A 20,429-nucleotide genomic window follows, 5' to 3' on the forward strand; every position below is an offset into this window, starting at 1 on the left:
TGCCCGGCCCTCCCCTGTATCGTCAACAACCAGGAAAGGAGGGTGCCGATATGGACGACCCCTATATCTCACGGGCAGAGCACGAGGAGTTCAGCCGCCGGCTGGCGGAGGAGAACAAGAGGCAGGACAAGCGTATCGAAATGCTTGAGGAGAACGTGCGCGAAATGCGGGCGCTGACGAGCTCGGTGGAGCGGTTGGCGACCAGCGTGGAGGACATGGTCAAGGAGCAGGAGAAGCAGGGCAAGCGCCTGGAAGTGCTGGAAGGACGGGACGGTGAAATGTGGCGCAAGGTCGTGGGCTACATCATCACCGCCGTTATCGGCATCGTGATCGGCTTCGTGTTCCATCAAGTCGGTATGTGAGGAGGGCGGGCCATGAAGTACGTGTGGGTAGTCATGGCCGCCTTTTTCTTTGGCCTGGGAGCGGGCCTTCTCCTCTGCAACAGCACGATCAGCCATCTGCGCCGCAGGCTGCGCGCCCTCCGGCTGAATGGCGATCAGGGGAAGAAGACCGAGACCATGAAAAAGGTGGTCTGGATATGCCTGGGAAACGGGTTTGCGTGGATATGGTGCAGCTATGTCCTCGCCTACCTGGGACGGGAGCAGATCGCGGAAACGCTGTCGTCGGTGGCCGTGAAGGAGATCATCGGCGTGGTGCTGGCATACGCCATCAAATCCGTCCTGGAAAACCTGAGCAAGAACAATCACTGGCCGGATAAGCCGGACCCCATCGCCCCGGCGGCGGAGGAGGAAACGGCGGACCAGCCAAGCAACGACCTGTAAGGAGGGCAAAAACGGAATGACTGAAAACCAGTTACGCCAGAAGGTCGTCAAGATCGCGGTGAGCTATCTCGGCTGCAAGGAAGCGGACGGGAGCCACCGGAAGATCATCGACCTGTACAACAGCCACAAGCCCCTTGCCAGGGGCTACGCCGTGAAGTATACGGACGCATGGTGCAGCACCTTTGCTTCCGCCGTCGCCATCGCCGCCGGGCTGACCGACATCATCCCGACGGAGTGCGGGTGTGAGAAGCACATCGCCCTGTTCAAGAAGCTGGGCGCGTGGGTGGAGAACGACGCCTATGTGCCGAAGCCCGGCGACTACATCTTCTACGACTGGCAGGACGGTGTGAACTATGCCACGACGGACGACACCGGGGCGGCGGACCATGTGGGCATCGTGACCGAGGTGAACGGCAGCACCATCACCGTGATCGAGGGCAACATGAGCGACGCCGTGGGGTATCGCCATATCGCCGTCAATGGCCGGTATATCCGGGGCTACGGCGTGCCGAAGTACGCCAGCAAGGCCACAGGGGCCGACGCCGGGACGACCGGCGGAGAGAGCGGCGGGACCAGCGATGCCGGAGCGGGCACCTGCAAGGTGGGAGACATCGTGAACTTCACCGGCGGGAAGCACTACACCAACGCAAACGCGGCCACCGGAACGGCCTGTAAGCCGGGCAAGGCCAAGGTCACGCAGGTGTACCAGCCGGGCAAGGCGAAGCATCCGTATCACCTCGTCGCCGTGAGCGGCGGCGGAAGCACCGTGTACGGCTGGGTGGACGCGGCGGACATCGGCGGCTCTGCCTCCGGCGGGACGCGCACGCACACCGTCGTTCGCGGGGATACGCTGTGGGCGCTGGCAAGTACCTATCTTGGAAGCGGGAGCCGCTACAAGGAGATCATGCGCCTGAACGGCCTGACTTCCGAGATCATCCATGTTGGGCAGGTGTTGAAGATGCCTGCCAAATAAGAGAGGAAGACGTTTATGGAACTGACGCTCAATATTTCGGCCATCGTCGCCATCATCGGCGCGCTGACCGTACTGACCAACATCATCGTGGAGGTCCTGAAACGGGCCACGTGGGAGAAGATGCCCACGAACCTGCTGGCGATCATCGTCGCCATGGTGCTGACGCTGGTGGCCTTCTTCGGGTATATGGCCTTCATGGGCTACGCCGTCATGTGGTATTACGTTGCCGCCGCCGTTGTGGTGGGCTTCGCGGTGGCCTACGCTGCCATGTTCGGCTTCGACAAGCTGAAAGAAGCGCTCGGTCAGATCAAGAAAAATAACGAATAAGTGAGAAATCCCCCGGCGGAGGTCCAGAGAACGGACATCTGCCGGGGGATTTTTGTTTAGGCGCGCCTGCTCAGGTACAGCACGTGCGAGATATAATATTCCAGAGTGAAATCGCTGTCCGCTGCGACGTTCTGCTCCATGGCTTCACGCATCGCGGCGGCGGTGCTGCCGTCGAAGTCGTCCATGGTGAACAGGTCCACAATGCCGGGGCACACGATCTGCTCCTGGCACACCTCCTTGAAGCGGGAGGCAAGCTCCGTGCGCTCCTGCTCCCCTCGCATCAGCCCGGCAATCAGGCAGGCCCGGAGGGTACGGCGGAAGTTTTCGGAGTTGCACAGCTCACGCATGGGGTAGCCCGCGAGAAAGTCAAGGCGGTGGAATGGAACATCATAGCTTGCGAAGATGGTGTGGGTCTTGCCGGAGGGGTGAACATAGCCCCACCGGCTGTCATAGTCACGGTATGCGGCGACGGCTCCGGGGTAGTCCGGCTCCTTCAAAGCCAGCGTGGCCCGGCGGATAGCCTCGGACAGGTTGACGCCGTGGGCCGCGATCAGCGCGGAACCGGAGGCGCTCAACTCCAACAGTCTGCGGCTGGGGCTGATACGGAAGCCGTCGGCCAGAAGCCGGGCGGCCTGCTGCTCCTTGGTGCCGCCGACCGAAAGGCCGCGCTTGCGCAGAAGCTCCTTCATGGCGTCCTTCGTGTAGAGCACGGAAAGCGTCTGACCTGCGTCTGCGTTCTGCACGAAGCCACGTCGGACCAGAACGCGCCGGACCTCTGCCTTACTGCCGAAGTCTGAGGCGTCCAGCACATCCGGCGTGAATGGGCGTGAGCGCTGTGGGTCCATGAAGCGGATGGTGTAGAAAACCGCCCTGGGGTCGCGGTGCTCGCCTGCCGCGATCTCTGAAAAGGCCGGAAGCACGGCGGGATACAGCAGATCGGCGGTGTGTGGGACGCTGCCGGAACTGTTGACACGCGCCGGGGGCTTACGAAATGAGAATAGGCCCATGTTCTCCCCTCCACATTTTTTATATTTTTGCGCATTTATGGGATATTACCATAAGAATATCAGAGAATATGGTAAAGTCAAATAAAATATGGGAATATCACATAGCGAGGAGAGGCGAACACTTGAAGATCATCAATCTGGACGGACGGCGAAATGTATCTGGCGAGCGGGTCCGGCAAATGAGAACGAAGAAGCGTATGACACAGGCGGACTTGGCGGCGAAGGTGCAGACCACGGGCGTTATCCTGGAACAGGACGCCATAAGCCGCATCGAAAGTGGGAGCCGCATGGTGCAGGACTACGAGCTGCGCGCCCTGGCGGAGGTACTGGGCGTCACCTCGGACTGGTTGATGGACGAGGAAGAAAAATAATTATGCCGTAGGCTTTAAGCCTACGGCATTTCTTTTTGCGGCGCTCTGAGCGCTTGACATTCTGCGCTTTTATGGGTTATTATCCCCGAAAAAAGAAGGGAGTGCCCACAATGAGCAGCGAAAAAGGACGGAGATTTTCCCATCTGCGGTGGAAGGACCGGCTGAAAATTGAAAGAATGTTGAAGGAAGGCCACAAGGTAAAGGAGATCGCGGCGGCGCTGCACGTGGACAGTACCACCATCTACCGGGAGATCAAGCGCGGAAAGACGGTCCAGCGCACGACGGAGCTGATCGACCGGGAAATCTACTGCCCGGACGTGGCGGAGAACAAGTACCGGGCCAACCTCGCGGCCAAGGGTCCGGCGCTGAAACTGGGCAACGACTACAAGCTGGCGGCATACATCGAGCAGAAGATCGTGGAGGAACGGTATTCGCCGGAGGCGGTCCTGTTGAAGATCAAGGAGGAACGGCTGACCTTCTCCGTGACGCTCTCCAAGTGGACGCTGTATTCCTACATCACCAAGGGCGTGTTCCTGGGCGTGACGAACAAGAACCTGCCGCGCAAGGGGAAGAAGAAAAACAAGGGATATCGGAAGGTCCGGGCCGCGCACCTTCCACAGGGCGACAGCATCGAAGACCGCCCGGAGGAGATCGCGGAACGAGCGATGCCCGGAGACTGGGAGATGGACACGGTGGTATCCTGCAAGAAGGACGCGGCCCGGCTCCTGGTGCTGACGGAGCGGATGTTCCGCCAGGAGATCATCATAAAAATGCCGGACGGCACTACTCAGAGCGTCGTCCGGTCGCTGGACAGGCTGGAAAGGAAGCTGGGGTCGCGGATGTTCCGCCGGATATTCCGCACGATCACCGTGGACAATGGCAGCGAGTTCGCAGACTGCGAGGGCATGGAGCGGTCCTGCCTGACGAAGCGGGCGCGGACGCACATATACTATTGCCATCCGTACAGCGCCTTCGAGCGAGGCAGCAACGAGAACGCGAACAGCCTTATTCGGCGGTGGCTCCCGAAAGGGACGAAGCTCTCCGAGGTATCGCAGGCGGAGATCAAGCAAATCCAAATCTGGATGAACAACTACCCGCGAATGGTTTTAGGCGGGCGCTGTGCGAACACGGCGCTGGCCGAGTGGATGGCGGCGGAGGGCGTGCTGCTCCCGTCCGTTCATATTTAAGAGAAAAACGCACGCATAACACACGAAAATAGCACGGAAATAACACGATAAAGCATAGGCTACCGGCGGGACTTTGGCGGGTGGCCTTTTCGCGCTGCCCAAAATGTACAAAATAACGCAGAATAGTTTGTTGAAAAAGCACGGCATTTTTTGCTTGACTTTTTCATCCACTTCTTTTTTGCCCGAAAGTATTGACAATGGCATCATTCTCGAGTATATTACAATGATTTAGCAAGAAATGCTGAATGGGTGGCATGGGATTATTTTTAGGAGGTAATGAAAATGTATCACTTTGAGTACGTTTCCAAAAAAGAAGCCGCGCCATACAAGTCCCAGCTTATTGAACTCCTCAACAGAGTACAGGATTATGTCAGAGATAAGTTCACTTTTCAGTTTACATTTATCGGTAGTTCAAGTCGTAATATGATTACCTATGATCCCACGACTAATGTTGGTTTCGATTTCGATGTCAACATTGCTGTAAATGACGATAATGAAGATTACTCACCGGAGGAGATAAGAACAATTCTGCATGAAGCCTTCTCGCATTTTATGAGAGATTACGCTTATACCAAATGTGAGCAATCCACACGGGTAATTTCAATGAAAGCCGTTGATCCTTGGCATTCGCGAATTACTCACAGTTGTGATTTTGCGGTTGTCTACGAAGGACAAGACGGCCAGCAATATATTCGCTTCAACAAAGTACGCAATTACTTTTCGTGGGAATTTCAAACGCAACCATATAAAGAACTCGAGTCCAGAGCCGATTACTTAAAAACTAACGGTCATTGGGATGAGGTGTTGGAAGTATATCTTGAAAAGAAAAACTCTAACGATAATTCTGACAAGCATTCCCGTTCTCTTTATGCTGAAACTATCAATGAATGTTTCAGCCGTCATTGTAATCACAAATGAATCTTATGTTGGGAGCAGGTTTACGCCTGCTCCGGTTTTTCATAGTCTGACAGCTTTATTCGCCGATCTGGTTCTCGATCAGGTCGACCAGTGCGTCCACGGCCTCCTTCTCATCGACACCGTCCGCGATCAGCGTAATGGCAGTGTCCTGCACGATACCCAGGCTCAGCACGCCCAGCAGGCTCTTGGCATTGACGCGGCGCTCCTCCTTCTCCACCCAGATGCCGCTCTTGAACTCGTTGGCCTTCTGGATAAAGTAGGTAGCGGGTCTGGCGTGCAGACCGACTTCATTCTTGACAGTGATTTCCCGTGTATACATGGAATAGCACTCCTTATACCACAATTTTTTCCGAAATGGTGAAAAACATAACTCCTATCGTGTTTATTATAGCGAAAATACCGCTCCATTTCAATGGGCATTGATACGAAATTTGTACCACCCCCTGTGGAATTCCCTGAATAATTCGTCGAATTATACAAACTCTCCGCCTTACTTCAGCTCCACCACTGTCACCCCGGCCTCGCCCTCGCCGTAGCGGCCCAGGCGGAAGCTCTTGACGGCCCTGTTCTTCTTCAGCATCTGGTGTACGGCGGCACGCAGTGCGCCGGTGCCCTTGCCGTGGATAATGGTGACGGTGCCCAGCTTGGAGCGCTGCGCCGCGTCCAGATAGTTCTCCACCACGCTCTCGGCCTCCAGCGTTTCCAGCCCTCGGATGTCCAGCTCGGCGGAGGCCCGTGCGCCGGTGCTGATCTGCACCGTGCCGCCGCTGCCGCCGGCGCGGGACTTGGCCGCCTGCTTTTTCTTCTCGGCGATCTCCTCCGCCGTCTCCAGCAGCCGCACCTGGGACGCCTTCACGGTCATCTTCATCTTCCCCGCCTGCAAAAGCAGGGTGCCGTCGCCGTTGACCGTCAGTACCGCAGCCGCCGTCCGGACACCGGCCAGCTCCACCGTGTCGCCCGCGGCGATGGGGCGGCTGGGCGCGGGGATAGGCTCTGCCGCCTCGTCATGCTGATGCAGCGCCGCCTCCGCCTCCTTCAGGCGGCGGCGCACATCGGCCTTGCCGTCGTTCACGGTCTGATAGTCGGCGCGCTGCTGCTGTTTCCGGAGCTGATCCAGCTCGGCGAACACCTGATCCGCCTGCTGCTGAGCCTGCCGCACGATGCGCCGTGCCTCGGCCTCGCCCTTGGTGCGGGCGTTCTCCTTGGCCTTCTCCATCTGCTCGCGGAAGGTGCGGGCCTTGCGGGCATCCTCCTCCCGCTGCTGCCACAAGCGGTCCGCCTCGTTCTGAGCCTTCTCCAGCCGCTGGCGCTTCTCCTCCAGCTGGGTCAGTACATCCTCGAACCGCACGGATTCGCTGTCCATCTGGGCCTTGGCGGCCTCGATGACGCTCTCGTCCAATCCCAGCCGCCGCGAGATGGCGAAGGCGTTGGACTTGCCCGGAATGCCGATAAGCAGCCGGTACGTGGGCCGCAGGGTCTGCACGTCAAACTCGCAGCTGGCATTCTCCACCCCCGCCGTAGTCATGGCGAAGGTTTTCAGCTCCGCATAGTGGGTGGTAGCCGCCGTCAGCGCCCCCTTGCCTCGCACGTCCTGGATGATGGCGATGGCCAGCGCCGCGCCCTCCACGGGATCTGTACCCGCGCCCAGCTCGTCGAACAGGATCAGGCTCCGGTCATCCGCCTGCTTCAGGATCTCCACAGTGTTGGCCATGTGGGCCGAGAACGTGGACAGGCTCTGCTCGATGCTCTGCTCATCGCCCACGTCCGCCAGAATGCGGTCAAACACCTGCACAGCGCTCTGGTCCCCTGCGGGGATGTGGAGGCCGCACTGGGCCATGAGGCTCAGAAGCCCGATGGTCTTAAGCGTCACGGTCTTGCCGCCGGTGTTGGGACCGGTGATGACCAGCGTGTCGAACCGCCCGCCCAGCTCCACCGTCACCGGCACGGCTCTGGCCTGATCCAGCAGGGGATGCCTCGCCTTTTTCAGGTCGATGCCGCCGCGTTTGCGCACCAGCGGCCGCCCCGCGTTCATGGCATAGCTCAGCTGTGCTCTGGCAAAAATAGCGTCCAGCTGCACCAGCACATCGTAGTTGTAGAGGATGGTCTCCCGCGCCGCGGCGCACTCACCGCTGAGGACCCGCAGGATGCGATCGATCTCCTTGTCCTCCTTGGCCTCCAGCTCCTTCATCTCGTTGTTGGCCTGCACCACGCCCATGGGCTCCACAAACAGCGTGGCGCCGGAGGAGGATACATCGTGGACAAGGCCCGGCAGACTGCCCTTGCACTCCGCCTTCACCGGCACCACAAATCGGCCGTCCCGCTGGGTGATGAGGGCCTCCTGCAGCACCTTGGCATAGGATGGCGAGGAGATGATGCGCTGCAGGATCTGGCGGCCCTTGGTGGCCGCTACCCGCATCTGCCGCCGGATGTCCGCCAGCTCGGGGCTGGCAGTGTCGGCGATGGTCTCCTCGTCCAGGATAGCCCCGCGGATGCGGTCCTCCAGATATTTATTGGGCCGCAGGGCGGAGAACAGCCGGTCGATGGCCGTGGGTTCCCCCTGCCGCTCCGCATCGTAGTCGCTGACCCGCCGCGTGGCTGTCAGCACGCCGGCAATATCCAGCAGCTCCCGTGTGTTCAGCATACCGCCGTGGTCGGCGCGGTTCAGCGGCTGCGCCACATCCTTCACGCCGGTGAAGGACGGGCTGCCGTGGAGCCCCAGCCGCACCTTGGCGGCGTCCGTCTCATCCAGCAGGCGGCTGACCGCATCCGGCTCCGTGGAGGGCCGCAGCCTGCGGCACCGCTCCTTGGCCTCATCGCTGACGGCCCGCTGAGCCAGCATCTCCAGCACGGCGGGCAGCTCCAGCGTCCGCATGGATTTTTCAAATAAGTCGCTCATATGTATGTCCTCATATCAAAAGGGATTTGTAGTAGTCCAATGTCCGGAAGCTCCGCTCCAGCTGTCCGGCAATAAACGCCTCACCGGCGTGGTCCAGCTCCCGCAGCGCCTCCGGTTCCAGCGTAAAGCCGTACAGTCTCCGGCTGTCGCAGTACAGCACGTGCCGCAGCGCCGCCAGACCCGCCGCCGTCAGCGGCATACTCAGGCCGCCCGACCGCTTGCACCCGCCGCAGTGTACCACGCCGTGTACCACGTCCAGCATGGGAGCTTCCGGCTCCTCCCTGCCGCACACGGCGCACCCTGACGCCAGCGGCTCAAACCCCGCCAGCGCCATGAGCCGGAACTGGAACGCCGCCTTCACCAGCCGCGGCTCCTTGTGCAGATAGCACAGGGCGTACAGCGCGTTCAGCAGCAGCGACAGGATCTCCGGCGATGTCGTCTCCTCGGCGCACACCGCCTCCGCCGCCTCCGCGAAGTAGGACGCCAGCGATAAAAGCACGATGTCCTGCCGCACGCCGTCGAACAGCTCCAGTGTGGATGCCTCGTCCAGCATATGCCAGTTTCCCCGCTTATACAGCGTCAGCTCCGAATACGCCAGCAGCTGGCTGGCGGCGGCAATACGGCTGTTTTTCCGCCGCGCGCCCCGTGCGATCAGGGGGATCTTCCCCATGTCCGGCGTCAGCACCGTCAGGATCTTGTCGGCTTCCTTTGTCTCCGTGACCCGCAGCACCAGACCGGTGGTCACTGTTTTTCCGTTTTGCATACTGCCTCCTGTTGGCCGCGCCACAGCAGATACGCCTCCGGCGCACCGGTGTCGCAGAACAGCTCCCAGTAGTCCATGGCCGTCACCTCCCCTGCTCTTAGCATGGAGGTCTGGCCTCAAATTATCGCAGGGAAAGTTTGCCGCACAGAGGTTCTGCCCCGCCCGCGTTCGTTTCGCCGCGGCTCCGTTCCCGCACATTGCAGGGGTCGGCGTCCCCGACGGGCCGCGATTCTTTTTCCGAAGGGAATATTCCGTCCTTCCGGGCGCGGGTCACTTTTGGCCGCAGCGACCTGCCGACTTTTTCCTTGCATGCCTCCGGCGGGGAATGTTCCGCGCCCCCGAGCGCGGGTCACTTTTGGCCGCAGCCCCAAAAGTGACCAAAAGGTCTGCTTGAAACCGCAGGTTTCAAGCCTTCCTGCGCGCCTGACCATGTCGAAAAATATGGCCGCGTACCCCGCGAAAGCCAAAATATATGCTGATCGTCGTACAACGAATCGCTTGTACGTCTCTCCCCGCTGCCGCTCCCGTGTTCCGCGCGGCGATGCGCTGGTTTATCGGCTTTGCGGCGGCGTGTTGGCATACCGTTTTACAAAATGCGCTTCGTAGCAGCGCGTATTTTTTATATTCCGCGGCCCAACTGGCCGCACCTGCACTTGCTGCCAGCGGCGGCAAGTGCGCGATTTGATAATCGCCTATATCGGTAGACCCACCGACTTTCCCTGCCTACCACGTCAGCGGCAGCGAGGGTAGACCCATGGTCAATTCCATGCAGAACCTTTTCCCGCCGCATTGAAACCGGCACAAAGGAAATCCAAAAACCATTGGTTTTTGGCGGCGCTTTTGCCCACTTTTGCCGCTGTTGGCAAAAGTGGGTCGCTCCGGAGAGCGAAATATCCCCGCGTCCGAGGGCGCGGAACCCTCTCTGCCGGAGGCCCGCAGGCGCGGCCTCTCTCACTCCTCGTTATACCCTTGGCTGCGGATAAAATTCACATTGTCCCGCCAGTTTGCCCCCCACCCGATGCCCCATCGGGCGGGAACCCCGTCATTTCACCGCTTCACGGCGGGAATGAATCCCGCCTGCGGAATTCTGCGAATTCACGCCGCACTCGCGGCGGTCCGCTGCGGCGGACAGGAAAACTGGCCGACAGCATCTGTGCCAAAAGGCTCACTCCTCGTTATACCCCTGGCTGCGGATAAAATTCACATTGTCCCGCCAGTTTTCCTTGACCTTTACCCACGTCTCCATGTACACCTTGGTACCCATGAACTTCTCGATGTCCCGCCGCGCCAGGGAGCTGATGCGCTTGAGCATCTCGCCGCCCTTGCCGATGATAATGCCCTTGTGGCTGGCCTTCTCGCAGTAGATGGTCACGTCCAGGTCGATAATGCCGCTGTCCTCCCGCTCGGAGAACCGCGTCACCTCCACCGCCGTGCCGTGGGGGATCTCCTTGTCCAGACACCGCAGCATCTTCTCCCGCACGATCTCGGCGCACACCTGGCTGTCCGCCTGATCGGTGGTCATGCCATCGGGGAACAGCTGGGGTCCCTCCTGTGCGTACTTGGCCAGCTGGGCCATCAGGTCATCCAGCCCGTCCCCTGTCCGTGCGGAGATGGGGATGATGGCATCGAAGCCGTCATACGCCTCACTGTACGCCGCGATGACCTCCAGCAGCGCCTCCTTCTTCTCCACCGTGTCGATCTTGTTGATACACAGCACGCAGGGCAGATGCTCCTCCTGAATACGCTGGAGCAGCACCCGCTCCGGTTCTCCCACATGGGCGATGGGCTCCACCAGCAGCAGCGCGCACTCCACGTCGCTCAGGCTCTCCCGCACCACCTTCACCATGTAGTCGCCCAGACGGCTGCGGGGCTTGTGCAGGCCCGGGGTGTCCAGCAGCACGTACTGGGTGCCGTCCCGGTTCACCACGCCGTAAATGCGGTTGCGGGTGGTCTGGGGCTTGTCCGACACGATGGCGATCTTCTCGCCCACCAGCGCGTTGGTCAGACTGGACTTGCCCACATTGGGCCGTCCGCATACGGTGATCATCGCCGTTTTCGTAATTTTTTCCATCAGGTGATCCTCAACTTCCTTTCATTTGAGCATTTTTGTATATTCATTTCCGTTCCAGACCCAGGACGGCCATGACGGTCTCCTCCCGCGCCCGCATCCGCGCCTTTTGCGGTCCCTCGTCCATGTGGTCGTAGCCCAGCAGGTGCAGCACCGAGTGTACCGCCAGGTACGCCAGCTCCCGCCGGTTGCTGTGGCCGTACTCCTTGGCCTGCGCCTTCACCCGCTCCAGCGAGATGGCCATGTCGCCCAGCGGCGCGAAGCCGGTGGCCACGTCCGCATCCTCCTCCGCGGGCAGTTCGCCCTCCGCCAGCTCCAGCGCCGGAAAACTCAGCACATCCGTGGGCCTGTCCACCTGCCGCATCTCGCGGTTCAATTCCTGTATGCCCGCATCGCCGGTGACATATACGTCCACCTCGCAGGGCACGTTCACGCCCTGCTCCGTCAGGGCCGTGCGGATGACCTTCCTCAGGAAGCTCTTTGTGCTGTCGCTGACCCCCGGCACGTCCGCCGTCACAGGGATATAGTGTCGTTTCATTTCTTTTTCTCCTCAAATTTCGCGTAAGCCTCGATGATACGCTGCACCATGACGTGGCGCACCACGTCCTCCTTGGTGAGCTTGCAGATGGCCACGCCCTCCACATCCCGCAGCACCTTCATGGCCTCCTTCAGGCCGCTGATCTTGTCGGCGGGCAGGTCGATCTGGGTCACGTCGCCGGTGATGACCACCTTGGAGCCAAAGCCCATACGGGTCAGGAACATTTTCATCTGCTCGCGGCTGGTGTTCTGGGCCTCGTCCAGAATGATAAAGCTGTCATCCAGCGTCCGGCCGCGCATATAGGCCAGCGGCGCCACCTCGATGTTGCCCCGCTCCAGATATTTCTGATACGTCTCCGCGCCCAGCATGTCAAACAGCGCGTCGTACAGCGGCCGCAGGTAGGGATCTACCTTGCTCTGTAAATCGCCGGGCAGAAAGCCCAGCCGCTCGCCGGCCTCCACGGCGGGCCGCGTCAGGATGATGCGGTTCACCTGCTTGTCCCGGAAGGCGGCCACCGCCGCCGCCACCGCCAGATACGTCTTTCCCGTACCGGCGGGACCCACGCCGATGGTGACGGTCTGCTTCAGGATCGCGTTGACGTACTCCTTCTGGCCGATGGTCTTGGGCTTCACGGGGCGGCCCTTGCTGGTGATGCAGATGACGTCCTGCGTCAGCTCGCTGATGCGCTCGGACTGACCGGACCGTACCAGCCCGATGACGTAGCGCACATGCTGGTCAGAGATGCTCTCGCCCTTGTTGGACAGCGTCAGCAGCGCCTGCACCGCCTTCACCGCCAGCATCACATTCTCCGGTTCGCCGGAAACCACGAGCTCTCCGCCCCGGTTCACCACCTGTACCTGAAATTCCGTCTCCAACAGGCGGATGTTCTCATCGAAGGAGCCAAACAGGTTGATGGCCTCCTCCATCCGTTCAATGCCGATGCGTTGTTCCATAGTTGGGTCTTTGCCTCCCTGTATCCTGTGTATTTCCGATACCGCCGTTATTCGGCGCCATCGGTCGATAGCGGCGATGATACGCCGATCTGTTCCTCACACTCCGCGCGGAGCGTCACCACCAGCCATTTTCCCTGCCGTGCGGCGTCAAAGCTGTGCCGCAGCAGATGACCCTCGCCGGCATCCAGCATGGCCTGCAATTGCCTCAGCAGCTGCGCCTCCCCCTCCGCCCGGGCCTCCGCCTCCGGTCTCTCTGTCTCCGCCGCGGCATAGCGCACCGTGCGCTCCACCGCCAGCGTCGCCGGCAGTGTCAGCCCAAAGGGCAGCCGTGCCTGATGATACACGGTCATTTTATCACAATCGGGGCCGGTCATGCTACCCTTTCCGTAGATTTTTATGCGCTTTCTTCCCACGTCCAGCGCCAATCGGGTGACAGCTCCCGTCTCCCGTTCCTTTTCCTGCACCGTCAGGGGTACGGACACGGACATCTCGTACCATGTCCGCGCCCACACCTGCCCCAGCCCGTGGAGCAGCCGGTAGCCCCGCCGGTCGGAGTCCACCACACCGGAGATCAGCACCTGTCCCGCCGTGACGGTGGTACCTGCCAGCACCTGGGCCTGGCCGTCCAGCGCCTGCACCTTTGTCACCAGCCCGTCCCGTGCCGCCACCACGTTGGTCTTTTCCCCATCGGTGTAGAGGTGCGGCGGCCGCTGACGCTCCACCACCTGCACGTGGGCGGTGCAGCCGCGTATGTTCACCGTCAGCCACACCACGTCCGGCAGGTCCGTCAGCGCGTGGTTCCGCAGGTCCTCCTGGTCGATGCGGCTGCGGCTGCCCAGCGTCACGCCGTACTTTTCCAGCGTCCGCAGAATGGTCTCCGTGGGCACGGTGTCGTTGCCCGTCACCTGAAAGTCCCAGATGTGGGTGCTGCCCAGCACAGATGCCGCCAGCAGCAGTCCCGCTGCGGCCCACAGCACGTAGCGCCGCCGGTACTGCCGCCACACCTCCGGCGCACCCTGCCGCCGCAGCACCGTCACCGCCGCGTCCGTCTGGGCCAGCGCCGCCTGCAGCCGCGGCAGCGCGGCTCTGCTGGTAACAGCCCGCAGCCGGATCTCCGACAGCCACTCCAGCTCCCAGAACGGGATGTTGTGGGCGGCGCAGAGGTTCAGCACCCGCTCCGGCGCGGCGCTCTCCACCTCCACCGTTACCTGCCCCCGCAGGTAATTCAGCATTTTCCGATACATGGCCGCTCCTTACTCCACCAGCCGGAGCTGCCGGATGACGCCGTTGATCCGCAGCTCCTCGTCCGTCATCACCACCAGCTCCAGCCCCTCTCCCTGTACCCGCACCACCACCGTTCCGGCGTTGATGTCCACCGCCTCGGCGCTGTACGCCAGCACGCCGCGGTGCCGGTCGATATAAAGCGACCGGTTGCCCAGCAGCTCCATGCGGGCCACGCCGGACGCCAGATTCACCGGCAGATCCAGCCGGTCCATGGCCTGCTGGCTGACCTGCGACAGCTTTTTGGCGATCTTTGCCACCTGCTCCACCTCCGTTGTCTGTTCCGTGGGTAAAAAAATGTATGCGCACAGGACGGCAAAGTTGCCTGTCCCCGTGCATATCCCGCAGGGAAATTCGCATAAGGTGACAGCGGTGATAAAATTGAAACGACCGCTTTTTTATCTGTACGGCGGGGCGGCAGCCATACTGGCGCTCCTGCTCCTGATCCGCGGAGACGCTGCGGCGCAAGGGGTTCGGGATGGGATAGACCTCTGCGTCACATCGGTGATACCGGCGCTGTTTCCCTTTTTTGCGGCGTCGCAGCTGCTGGTATCGCTGGGCGCGGCGGAGGCGCTGGGCCGGGCGGCGGGGCCGCTGTTCCGGCGGCTGTTCGGCATGGACGGCGCCGGCGCCGCCGCGTATCTGCTGGGGCTCATCGGCGGCTATCCGCTGGGCGCAAAGACGGCGGAAAGCCTTGTGCGGCAGGGGCTCCTGACGCCGGAGGACGGAGCGCTGCTGCTGACATTCTGCAACAACGCGGGGCCCGCCTTCATTCTGGGCATCGCCGGAAGCGGGGTGTTCCGGGGCTCCCGTGCGGGGGTGTGGCTGTATCTCATCCACGCCGCCGCGGCTACGGCCACAGGCCTCCTTTTTTGCTTCATCAGGAAGTACATCAGGAAGCAGAATATTTCCGGATTTTTCCGGTTTTCCGCTTCATCATGCAATTTCCCCTCGGCGACGGCCCAAAAGCGGCCTCCTCTGAGCGCGCCTGCCGCGTTGATCGGGGCGGTACGGGGCGGCGTGACAGCCATGGCGGGCGTGTGCGGCTTCGTCATCTTCTTTCTGGTACTGCTGCGCCTGGCGGAAAGCTTTCTGGGTCCACTGCCGCCGCTGGCGGCGGGACTCGTGGAGCTGACCAACGGCATCCTGCGGCTGACGCCGGACCGCGGCGGCTTCGTGCTGGCGGCGGCGCTGCTGGGCTGGGGCGGGCTCAGCGTCCACTGTCAGACGGCGGCGGTGCTGGGCGGCTCCGGCATCTCCATGCGGTGGTATCTGCCGGCCAAAGCCATGCAGGGTGCTGTCTCGGCGGTGCTGGCGGCAGCGGTGTGGAGCTGGGTGATATAGCGCACATGTCTTGCCGGCTGCGGCGGATCGTGGTATCATAGGGCAGAGCTTCTCAACAGCCGATTCTGACAGGAGGGCAGGCATATGGAGTACAGAAGATTTGGCAGCGACATCGTCGCCAGAATGGATAAGGGCGAGGAGATCCTTGCGCAGATCAAAGAAATCGCGTTGAAGGAGAGCATCAAATCGGCCAGCGTCACGGCGCTGGGCGCGACCAATGACTTCACCGTTGGCGTGTATAAAATTGACGAGAAAAAGTACTACGCCAACACGTTTCAGGGCAATTTTGAGATCGTTTCGCTGACCGGCACCATCAACACGATGGACGGGGAATTTTACACGCACATCCACATGAGCGCAGGAAACGACAAGGGCGAGGTGTTCGGCGGGCATCTGAACAAGGCCGTTGTGAGCGCGACCTGCGAGATGGTGATCCACGTGATCGACGGCAGCGTGGACAGGACTTTTGACGAGGAAACGGGGCTGAATGTGTTCCGGTTTTAAGGTGGTTTTCCGGGTTGCGGAGAGGTGAAAGCGGCGGGGCTGTGCCCCGCCGCTTTTTGCGCTTTCGGTGGAACGTGCCCCACGCTGCGCTTTTCGTTCGTACTCTTTTTTTGCTGCCGGCAGAGTGCTTTCTTCTCCTGTGCCTCCGGCGGCCCCATTTCTTCCAGCGGCGGAAGAAATGGGGGAAAGAACGCCGCCAAAAACCAATGGTTTTTGGATTTCCTTTTGGTCGCTTTTGATGCAGTGGGAAAAGGTTCCGCAGGGAATCGGCCATGGGCCTACCCTCGCTGCCGCTGACGTGGCGGGCAACTGAAGTCGGCGGTTCTACCGGTTTCAGGCGATCATCAAATCGCGCACTTGCCGCCAACGGCGGCAAGTGTAGGTGCGGCCCGTTGGGCCGCCCAATTTTTTAATATCGGTAGGACACGGTATTTCCGTGCGGGACGTGGGAGCGGCAGCAGAGAGAGGACGGTGGGCGATTCGGTGTACGGCGATGTGCAGCGTTTTGGTTTTCGCGGGGTACGCGGTGACGGGTCTCGGCGCGGTCAGGCGCGCGGGAAGTCTTGAAACCTGCGGTTTCAAGCAGGCCTTTTGGTCACTTTTGGGGCTGCGGCCAAAAGTGACCCGTGCCCGGGGACGCGGAGTAACCCACGCCGGAGACATGGAGAAAGCATGCGCGGGCCGTCGGGGACGCCGCCCCTGCCAGGGGCGGGAGGATATCCACAGCGTAAAAGACACCCTCTGCGCCATCGGCACAGAGGGTGTCTTTTACTTGTACTTGTGTCGGGCTGTGGGTCAGCGCTGGCCCTTGTCGTAGGGGATACCCTCGGCCTTGGGAGCGCGGGACTTCTTGGACGTGAACGCCAGCACCACCAGAGAGATGATGTAGGGCATCATGTTATACACGCCGCTGGGGATGTTCAACGCCTTCAGGAAGTCGAAGCCGGCGTAAACATTGGACAGGGCGCGGAACAGGCCGAACAGCAGGGCGGCCAGCGCGATGCGGGTGGGCTTCCACTGGCCGAAGATCATGACGGCCAGTGCCAGGAAGCCGAAGCCGGCCACGCCGTACTCAAAGCGCCACTCGGACACGCCGGCGGTGATGAACACGATGCCGCCCAGACCGCCCAGCATGCCGGAGATCAGGACACCGGCCCAGCGCATCTTATAGACGTTGATGCCCACGGAGTCCGCTGCCTGAGGATGCTCGCCGCAGGCCATGAGGCGCAGGCCGAAGCGGGTCTTGTACAGCACCACGTAGGCCGCGATCAGCAGCAGCAGCGTCACCAGCATGAACCAGCTGAACTCAAAGGAGCCGATGTTCACCAGAAACGCCTTTTTGGCGCCGGCGTACTGGATGGTGGAGGACACGTCGTCGGGGTTGGCGGCGGTGTTGATGGCCTTGACAATGACGGTAGCACCGGCGGTGCCCAGCATGTTCAGGGCCGTTCCCACGATGGTCTGGTCCGCCTTGAAGTTGATGCAGGCCACGGCCAGCAGGCTGGAATAGATGGTGCCCAGCACGGCGGCGGCCAGCAGGACCACCACGATCATCAGGAAGGTGGAGGTGTCGGTGGACAGGTAGCGCATGGCCAGCGCACCGCCCAGGGCGCCCATGATCATGACGCCCTCCAGACCCAGGTTGATGACGCCGGAGTGCTCCGAGAAGCAGCCGCCCAGAGCCACCAGGATCAGCACGGAAGCGAAGGTCAGAGTGTATTGCAGCAGCAGTACCATTACTGATCGCCTCCCTTCTTGTCAGTGCTGTCCGTTGGGACAGCGGCCTGCTCCGCCGCCTTGGCCTTCTGGATGGCCTTCTCCTCGCGGCGGGCGATGGCGTTGTTCATGGCGTACTTCATAAACAGCACGAAGCCGCACAGGTAGATGATGACGGCGGCGATCAGATCGGAGATCTGAGCGCAGTACATGGTCTTATCCACATACGCGCCGCCGGCGGTGATGTGCTGGATGAAGAAAGAGGCCAGAATGGTGCCGATGGGGTGCAGTCCGCCCAGAAACGCGGCGGCGATGCCGCTGAAGCCCATGCCCGGCACGGAGGAGGCGGTACACTGCCACTGCTCATAGCCGGTGAGGTAGAACATGGCCGCGCCCAGCGCCGCCAGCGCACCGGAGATCATCAGCGTCAGGATGATGTTGCGCTTCTCCGCCATGCCGCAGTACTTGGCGGCGTTCTTGTTGCTGCCGGTGGCCCGCAGCTCGTAGCCGAAGCGGGTCTTTTCCAGCACCACCCACACCAGAATAGCGATGATCACGGACAGGGGGATGGAGATGCCCACATACTTGTTGTCGTTGAACAGAGCGCCCAGGCCAAGGGAGGGCAGCAGCGCGCTGGGGTTGGTATCCGCCAGCACCACGGTGTAGGGGCTGGCCACCTCCTTAACGTTGGTCAGGAGCATGTTGGTGAGGTAGAGGACGATCCAGTTCAGCATGATGCCGGAGATGACCTCGTTGACGTTGCAGTAGGACTTCAGCAGGCCGGAGACGGCGCCCAGCAGCGCGCCGCCCGCCATGGCCAGCAGCACGCAGGGAAGCCAGCTCCATCCCCACGCCAGCGCGGCGTAGAGGCTCAGTGCCACGCCGGCGCAGTACTGGCCGGCGGCGCCGATGTTGAAAAGGCCCACCTTATAGGCGAACAGAATGGCCAGGGCGCACATCAGCAGCGGCGCGGTCTTGACCAGCGTGTTGCCCAGATATTTCATCTGGGTATCGGGGCGGCTGTACGTCAGGAAGTTCTTCATGACGGTGGCAATGGCCTCGCCGGCACCGGCGGGGTTGATGAACAGCAGCACGATGTAGCCGATGAGCATGCCCAGCACCACGCACAGCAGGCTGGCCAGCAGGGACTGGATACCATTATTTTTCAGAAGGTTCTTTTTCATGCCGTCACCTCGTCTCTCTTGACGCCGGCCATGTACAGACCCAGCTCCTCCTGCGTGGTCTTTTTGGGATCCAACTCGCCCACGATCTCACCCTCGTACATGACCAGGATGCGGTCGGGAACGTCCATGACCTCGTCCAGCTCCAGCGATACCAGCAGCACGGCCTTGCCCTTGTCGCGCTCGGCCACCAGCTGGCTGTGGATATACTCGATGGCGCCCACGTCCAGTCCGCGGGTGGGCTGGACCGCCACCAGCAGCTCGGGGTCCTTGTCGATCTCGCGGGCCACGATGGCCTTCTGCTGGTTGCCGCCGGACATGCTGCGGGCCACGGTGACGGGACCCTGTCCGCTGCGGACATCGTACTGGTCGATGAGCCGCTGGGCGTACTTGCGGATGTTATCGCGGCGGAGGAAGCCGGCCTTGTCGGTGAACTCCGGCTCAAAGTAGCGCTGGAGTACCAGATTGTCCTCCAGCGTGTAGTCCAGCACCAGACCGTGCTTATGACGGTCCTCGGGGATGTGGGACATGCCCAGCAGGCTGCGCTTGCGGATGGGGGCGTGGGTGATGTCGTGGCCGCAGAGGCTGATCTTGCCGGAGGTCAGGGGCTCCAGACCCGTCAGGCCGTAGACGAACTCCGTCTGGCCGTTGCCGTCGATGCCGGCGATACAGACGATCTCGCCGCGGCGGACCTGGAGGCTCACGTCCTTGACGGCGTTGTTCTTATGTACCTTACTGGCCACAGTCATGTGCTCCACGTCCAGCACCACGTCGCCGGGGGTGGAGGGCTTCTTCTCCACGTGGAAGTTGACGTTCCGGCCCACCATCATGGCGGAAAGCTGCTCCATGGTGGTGTCCTTCGTCTCTACGGTGCCCACGTACCTGCCCTTGCGGAGCACGGTGCAGCGGTCCGCCACGGCCATGATCTCGTTGAGCTTGTGGGAGATGAACAGAATGGACTTGCCCTCCGCCGCCAGGCTGCGCATGATCTCCATGAGCTCATCGATCTCCTGGGGCGTCAGCACCGCCGTGGGCTCATCGAAAATAAGTATCTCGTTCTCGCGGTACAGCATTTTCAGGATCTCCGTGCGCTGCTGCATGCCCACGGTGATGTCTTCGATCAGCGCGTCGGGGTCTACCTTCAGGCCGTACTTCTCGCTGAGGGCCAGTACGCGCTCCCGGGCTTCCTTCTTCTGGAGAAAGCCGTGCTTCGTGGGCTCCACGCCCATGATGATATTGTCCAGCACGGAGAAGCACTCCACCAGCTTGAAGTGCTGGTGGACCATGCCGATGCCCAGCGCGTTGGCATCGTTGGGGTCCTTGATGCTGACCTCCACGCCGTCCTTCCTGATGGTGCCCTCCTCCGCCTGATACAGGCCGAACAGGACGCTCATCAGCGTGGACTTGCCGGCGCCGTTTTCGCCCAGTAAGGCGTGGATCTCGCCCTTTTTCACCTGTAAGGTGATGTCGTCATTGGCGATGATCCCGGGAAACCGTTTGGTGATATGGAGCATTTCGATGGCATACGGTGTATCCAAGCTTTCGCCCTCCTTCCGTTTTATGGCCCGCCGCTTTTCGCTGTCTGCGGGGACGGAAACCATGATAATAGGTTTAGTATAC

21 protein-coding genes are annotated in these 20,429 nt (G+C 61.2%); 9 read left to right on the forward strand and 12 right to left on the reverse strand.

Annotated elements, in window-relative coordinates:
• The first annotated feature begins 50 nt into the window (after positions 1 to 50).
• Genes ACZM22_RS06370 through ACZM22_RS06385 form a run of 4 tightly spaced genes read left to right on the forward strand, consistent with a single transcriptional unit; the run spans position 51 to position 2,082 of the window.
• The gene (locus ACZM22_RS06370) at positions 51 to 362 is read left to right on the forward strand and encodes a hypothetical protein (RefSeq protein ID WP_489543463.1); all 312 of its coding nucleotides are present in this window, start codon (positions 51 to 53) and stop codon (positions 360 to 362) included.
• Positions 363 to 374: 12 nt separating this feature from the next.
• On the forward strand, positions 375 to 782 hold the full coding sequence (locus tag ACZM22_RS06375; protein WP_208319813.1) for a hypothetical protein: 408 nt from the start codon (positions 375 to 377) through the stop codon (positions 780 to 782).
• Positions 783 to 798: 16 nt separating this feature from the next.
• A complete protein-coding gene (locus tag ACZM22_RS06380) occupies positions 799 to 1,755 on the forward strand; it encodes a CHAP and LysM peptidoglycan-binding domain-containing protein (protein ID WP_489543464.1) in 957 nt (318 codons plus the stop codon).
• A 15-nt stretch (positions 1,756 to 1,770) separates the two neighbouring features.
• On the forward strand, positions 1,771 to 2,082 hold the full coding sequence (locus tag ACZM22_RS06385; RefSeq protein ID WP_208319815.1) for a hypothetical protein: 312 nt from the start codon (positions 1,771 to 1,773) through the stop codon (positions 2,080 to 2,082).
• 56 nt (positions 2,083 to 2,138) lie between these two features.
• On the opposite strand, the gene ACZM22_RS06390 is transcribed toward ACZM22_RS06385, so the two are convergent.
• The gene (locus ACZM22_RS06390; protein WP_489543465.1) at positions 2,139 to 3,089 is read right to left on the reverse strand and encodes a hypothetical protein; all 951 of its coding nucleotides are present in this window, start codon (positions 3,087 to 3,089) and stop codon (positions 2,139 to 2,141) included.
• Positions 3,090 to 3,211: 122 nt separating this feature from the next.
• Between ACZM22_RS06390 and ACZM22_RS06395 the strand changes: the two genes are divergently transcribed.
• The 3 genes from ACZM22_RS06395 (at position 3,212) to ACZM22_RS06405 (ending at position 5,565) form a co-directional block, all read left to right on the forward strand.
• Positions 3,212 to 3,460: a helix-turn-helix domain-containing protein gene (locus tag ACZM22_RS06395; protein WP_208319817.1), complete on the forward strand. Its 249-nt coding sequence runs from the start codon at positions 3,212 to 3,214 to the stop codon at positions 3,458 to 3,460.
• A 110-nt stretch (positions 3,461 to 3,570) separates the two neighbouring features.
• On the forward strand, positions 3,571 to 4,647 hold the full coding sequence (locus ACZM22_RS06400) for an IS30 family transposase (protein ID WP_489543466.1): 1,077 nt from the start codon (positions 3,571 to 3,573) through the stop codon (positions 4,645 to 4,647).
• A 282-nt stretch (positions 4,648 to 4,929) separates the two neighbouring features.
• Positions 4,930 to 5,565: a hypothetical protein gene (locus ACZM22_RS06405; RefSeq protein WP_489543467.1), complete on the forward strand. Its 636-nt coding sequence runs from the start codon at positions 4,930 to 4,932 to the stop codon at positions 5,563 to 5,565.
• A 55-nt stretch (positions 5,566 to 5,620) separates the two neighbouring features.
• Here the strand turns inward: ACZM22_RS06405 and ACZM22_RS06410 are convergent, their stop codons facing one another.
• The 8 genes from ACZM22_RS06410 to ACZM22_RS06445 all read right to left on the reverse strand — a co-directional run bounded on the left by ACZM22_RS06410 (position 5,621) and on the right by ACZM22_RS06445 (position 14,324).
• Positions 5,621 to 5,884: an HPr family phosphocarrier protein gene (locus tag ACZM22_RS06410; RefSeq protein WP_489543468.1), complete on the reverse strand. Its 264-nt coding sequence runs from the start codon at positions 5,882 to 5,884 to the stop codon at positions 5,621 to 5,623.
• 171 nt (positions 5,885 to 6,055) lie between these two features.
• Positions 6,056 to 8,461, reverse strand: coding sequence for an endonuclease MutS2 (locus ACZM22_RS06415; protein ID WP_489543469.1), 2,406 nt, complete (start codon positions 8,459 to 8,461; stop codon positions 6,056 to 6,058).
• A 10-nt stretch (positions 8,462 to 8,471) separates the two neighbouring features.
• The gene (recO, locus tag ACZM22_RS06420; RefSeq protein WP_489543470.1) at positions 8,472 to 9,224 is read right to left on the reverse strand and encodes a DNA repair protein RecO; all 753 of its coding nucleotides are present in this window, start codon (positions 9,222 to 9,224) and stop codon (positions 8,472 to 8,474) included.
• Positions 9,225 to 10,389: 1,165 nt separating this feature from the next.
• Complete coding sequence (gene era / locus ACZM22_RS06425) at positions 10,390 to 11,295, reverse strand: GTPase Era (RefSeq protein WP_489543471.1); 906 nt, start codon at positions 11,293 to 11,295, stop codon at positions 10,390 to 10,392.
• A 43-nt stretch (positions 11,296 to 11,338) separates the two neighbouring features.
• Entirely contained in the window at positions 11,339 to 11,830 is a 492-nt protein-coding gene (gene ybeY, locus ACZM22_RS06430) for an rRNA maturation RNase YbeY (protein ID WP_489543472.1), read from the reverse strand.
• Complete coding sequence (locus ACZM22_RS06435) at positions 11,827 to 12,783, reverse strand: PhoH family protein (RefSeq protein WP_483268113.1); 957 nt, start codon at positions 12,781 to 12,783, stop codon at positions 11,827 to 11,829. The genes ybeY and ACZM22_RS06435 overlap by 4 nt, the downstream gene beginning before the upstream one ends.
• Positions 12,784 to 12,830: 47 nt before the next feature.
• Positions 12,831 to 14,027, reverse strand: coding sequence for a sporulation protein YqfD (locus ACZM22_RS06440; RefSeq protein ID WP_489543473.1), 1,197 nt, complete (start codon positions 14,025 to 14,027; stop codon positions 12,831 to 12,833).
• Positions 14,028 to 14,036: 9 nt separating this feature from the next.
• Entirely contained in the window at positions 14,037 to 14,324 is a 288-nt protein-coding gene (locus tag ACZM22_RS06445; protein ID WP_489543474.1) for a YabP/YqfC family sporulation protein, read from the reverse strand.
• 121 nt (positions 14,325 to 14,445) lie between these two features.
• Here ACZM22_RS06445 and ACZM22_RS06450 point away from each other — a divergent pair, with 121 nt between their 5' ends.
• Positions 14,446 to 15,408 (forward strand): nucleoside recognition domain-containing protein, encoded by a 963-nt coding sequence (locus ACZM22_RS06450; protein WP_489543475.1) that lies wholly within the window; start codon positions 14,446 to 14,448, stop codon positions 15,406 to 15,408.
• An 84-nt stretch (positions 15,409 to 15,492) separates the two neighbouring features.
• Positions 15,493 to 15,912: a PPC domain-containing DNA-binding protein gene (locus ACZM22_RS06455; protein WP_489543476.1), complete on the forward strand. Its 420-nt coding sequence runs from the start codon at positions 15,493 to 15,495 to the stop codon at positions 15,910 to 15,912.
• A 795-nt stretch (positions 15,913 to 16,707) separates the two neighbouring features.
• On the opposite strand, the gene ACZM22_RS06460 is transcribed toward ACZM22_RS06455, so the two are convergent.
• From ACZM22_RS06460 to ACZM22_RS06470, 3 genes are read right to left on the reverse strand one after another with little or no spacing between them, the layout of a single operon-like run.
• Positions 16,708 to 17,649 carry an ABC transporter permease gene (locus ACZM22_RS06460; RefSeq protein WP_484425044.1) on the reverse strand — a complete coding sequence of 314 codons (942 nt, stop codon included), beginning with the start codon at positions 17,647 to 17,649 and terminating at the stop codon, positions 16,708 to 16,710.
• Complete coding sequence (locus ACZM22_RS06465; RefSeq protein WP_489543477.1) at positions 17,649 to 18,812, reverse strand: ABC transporter permease; 1,164 nt, start codon at positions 18,810 to 18,812, stop codon at positions 17,649 to 17,651. Before ACZM22_RS06465 ends, ACZM22_RS06460 begins: the two co-directional genes overlap by 1 nt.
• Complete coding sequence (locus tag ACZM22_RS06470) at positions 18,809 to 20,323, reverse strand: ABC transporter ATP-binding protein (protein WP_489543494.1); 1,515 nt, start codon at positions 20,321 to 20,323, stop codon at positions 18,809 to 18,811. Before ACZM22_RS06470 ends, ACZM22_RS06465 begins: the two co-directional genes overlap by 4 nt.
• Positions 20,324 to 20,429 lie beyond the last annotated feature (106 nt).

The sequence above is a fragment of the Vescimonas sp. genome (assembly GCF_057856985.1).

Coding starts and splice junctions, on each gene's coding strand:
- ACZM22_RS06415 (WP_489543469.1), bottom strand. CDS start 8,461: ATGAGCGACTTATTTGAAAAATCCATGCGGACGCTGGAGCTGCCCGCC.
- ACZM22_RS06470 (WP_489543494.1), bottom strand. CDS start 20,323: ATGCTCCATATCACCAAACGGTTTCCCGGGATCATCGCCAATGACGAC.
- ACZM22_RS06435 (WP_483268113.1), bottom strand. CDS start 12,783: ATGGAACAACGCATCGGCATTGAACGGATGGAGGAGGCCATCAACCTG.
- ACZM22_RS06385 (WP_208319815.1), top strand. CDS start 1,771: ATGGAACTGACGCTCAATATTTCGGCCATCGTCGCCATCATCGGCGCG.
- ybeY (WP_489543472.1), bottom strand. CDS start 11,830: ATGAAACGACACTATATCCCTGTGACGGCGGACGTGCCGGGGGTCAGC.
- ACZM22_RS06460 (WP_484425044.1), bottom strand. CDS start 17,649: ATGGTACTGCTGCTGCAATACACTCTGACCTTCGCTTCCGTGCTGATC.
- ACZM22_RS06400 (WP_489543466.1), top strand. CDS start 3,571: ATGAGCAGCGAAAAAGGACGGAGATTTTCCCATCTGCGGTGGAAGGAC.
- ACZM22_RS06370 (WP_489543463.1), top strand. CDS start 51: ATGGACGACCCCTATATCTCACGGGCAGAGCACGAGGAGTTCAGCCGC.
- ACZM22_RS06455 (WP_489543476.1), top strand. CDS start 15,493: ATGGAGTACAGAAGATTTGGCAGCGACATCGTCGCCAGAATGGATAAG.
- ACZM22_RS06410 (WP_489543468.1), bottom strand. CDS start 5,884: ATGTATACACGGGAAATCACTGTCAAGAATGAAGTCGGTCTGCACGCC.
- era (WP_489543471.1), bottom strand. CDS start 11,295: ATGGAAAAAATTACGAAAACGGCGATGATCACCGTATGCGGACGGCCC.
- ACZM22_RS06390 (WP_489543465.1), bottom strand. CDS start 3,089: ATGGGCCTATTCTCATTTCGTAAGCCCCCGGCGCGTGTCAACAGTTCC.
- ACZM22_RS06465 (WP_489543477.1), bottom strand. CDS start 18,812: ATGAAAAAGAACCTTCTGAAAAATAATGGTATCCAGTCCCTGCTGGCC.
- ACZM22_RS06375 (WP_208319813.1), top strand. CDS start 375: ATGAAGTACGTGTGGGTAGTCATGGCCGCCTTTTTCTTTGGCCTGGGA.
- ACZM22_RS06440 (WP_489543473.1), bottom strand. CDS start 14,027: ATGTATCGGAAAATGCTGAATTACCTGCGGGGGCAGGTAACGGTGGAG.
- recO (WP_489543470.1), bottom strand. CDS start 9,224: ATGCAAAACGGAAAAACAGTGACCACCGGTCTGGTGCTGCGGGTCACG.
- ACZM22_RS06405 (WP_489543467.1), top strand. CDS start 4,930: ATGTATCACTTTGAGTACGTTTCCAAAAAAGAAGCCGCGCCATACAAG.
- ACZM22_RS06380 (WP_489543464.1), top strand. CDS start 799: ATGACTGAAAACCAGTTACGCCAGAAGGTCGTCAAGATCGCGGTGAGC.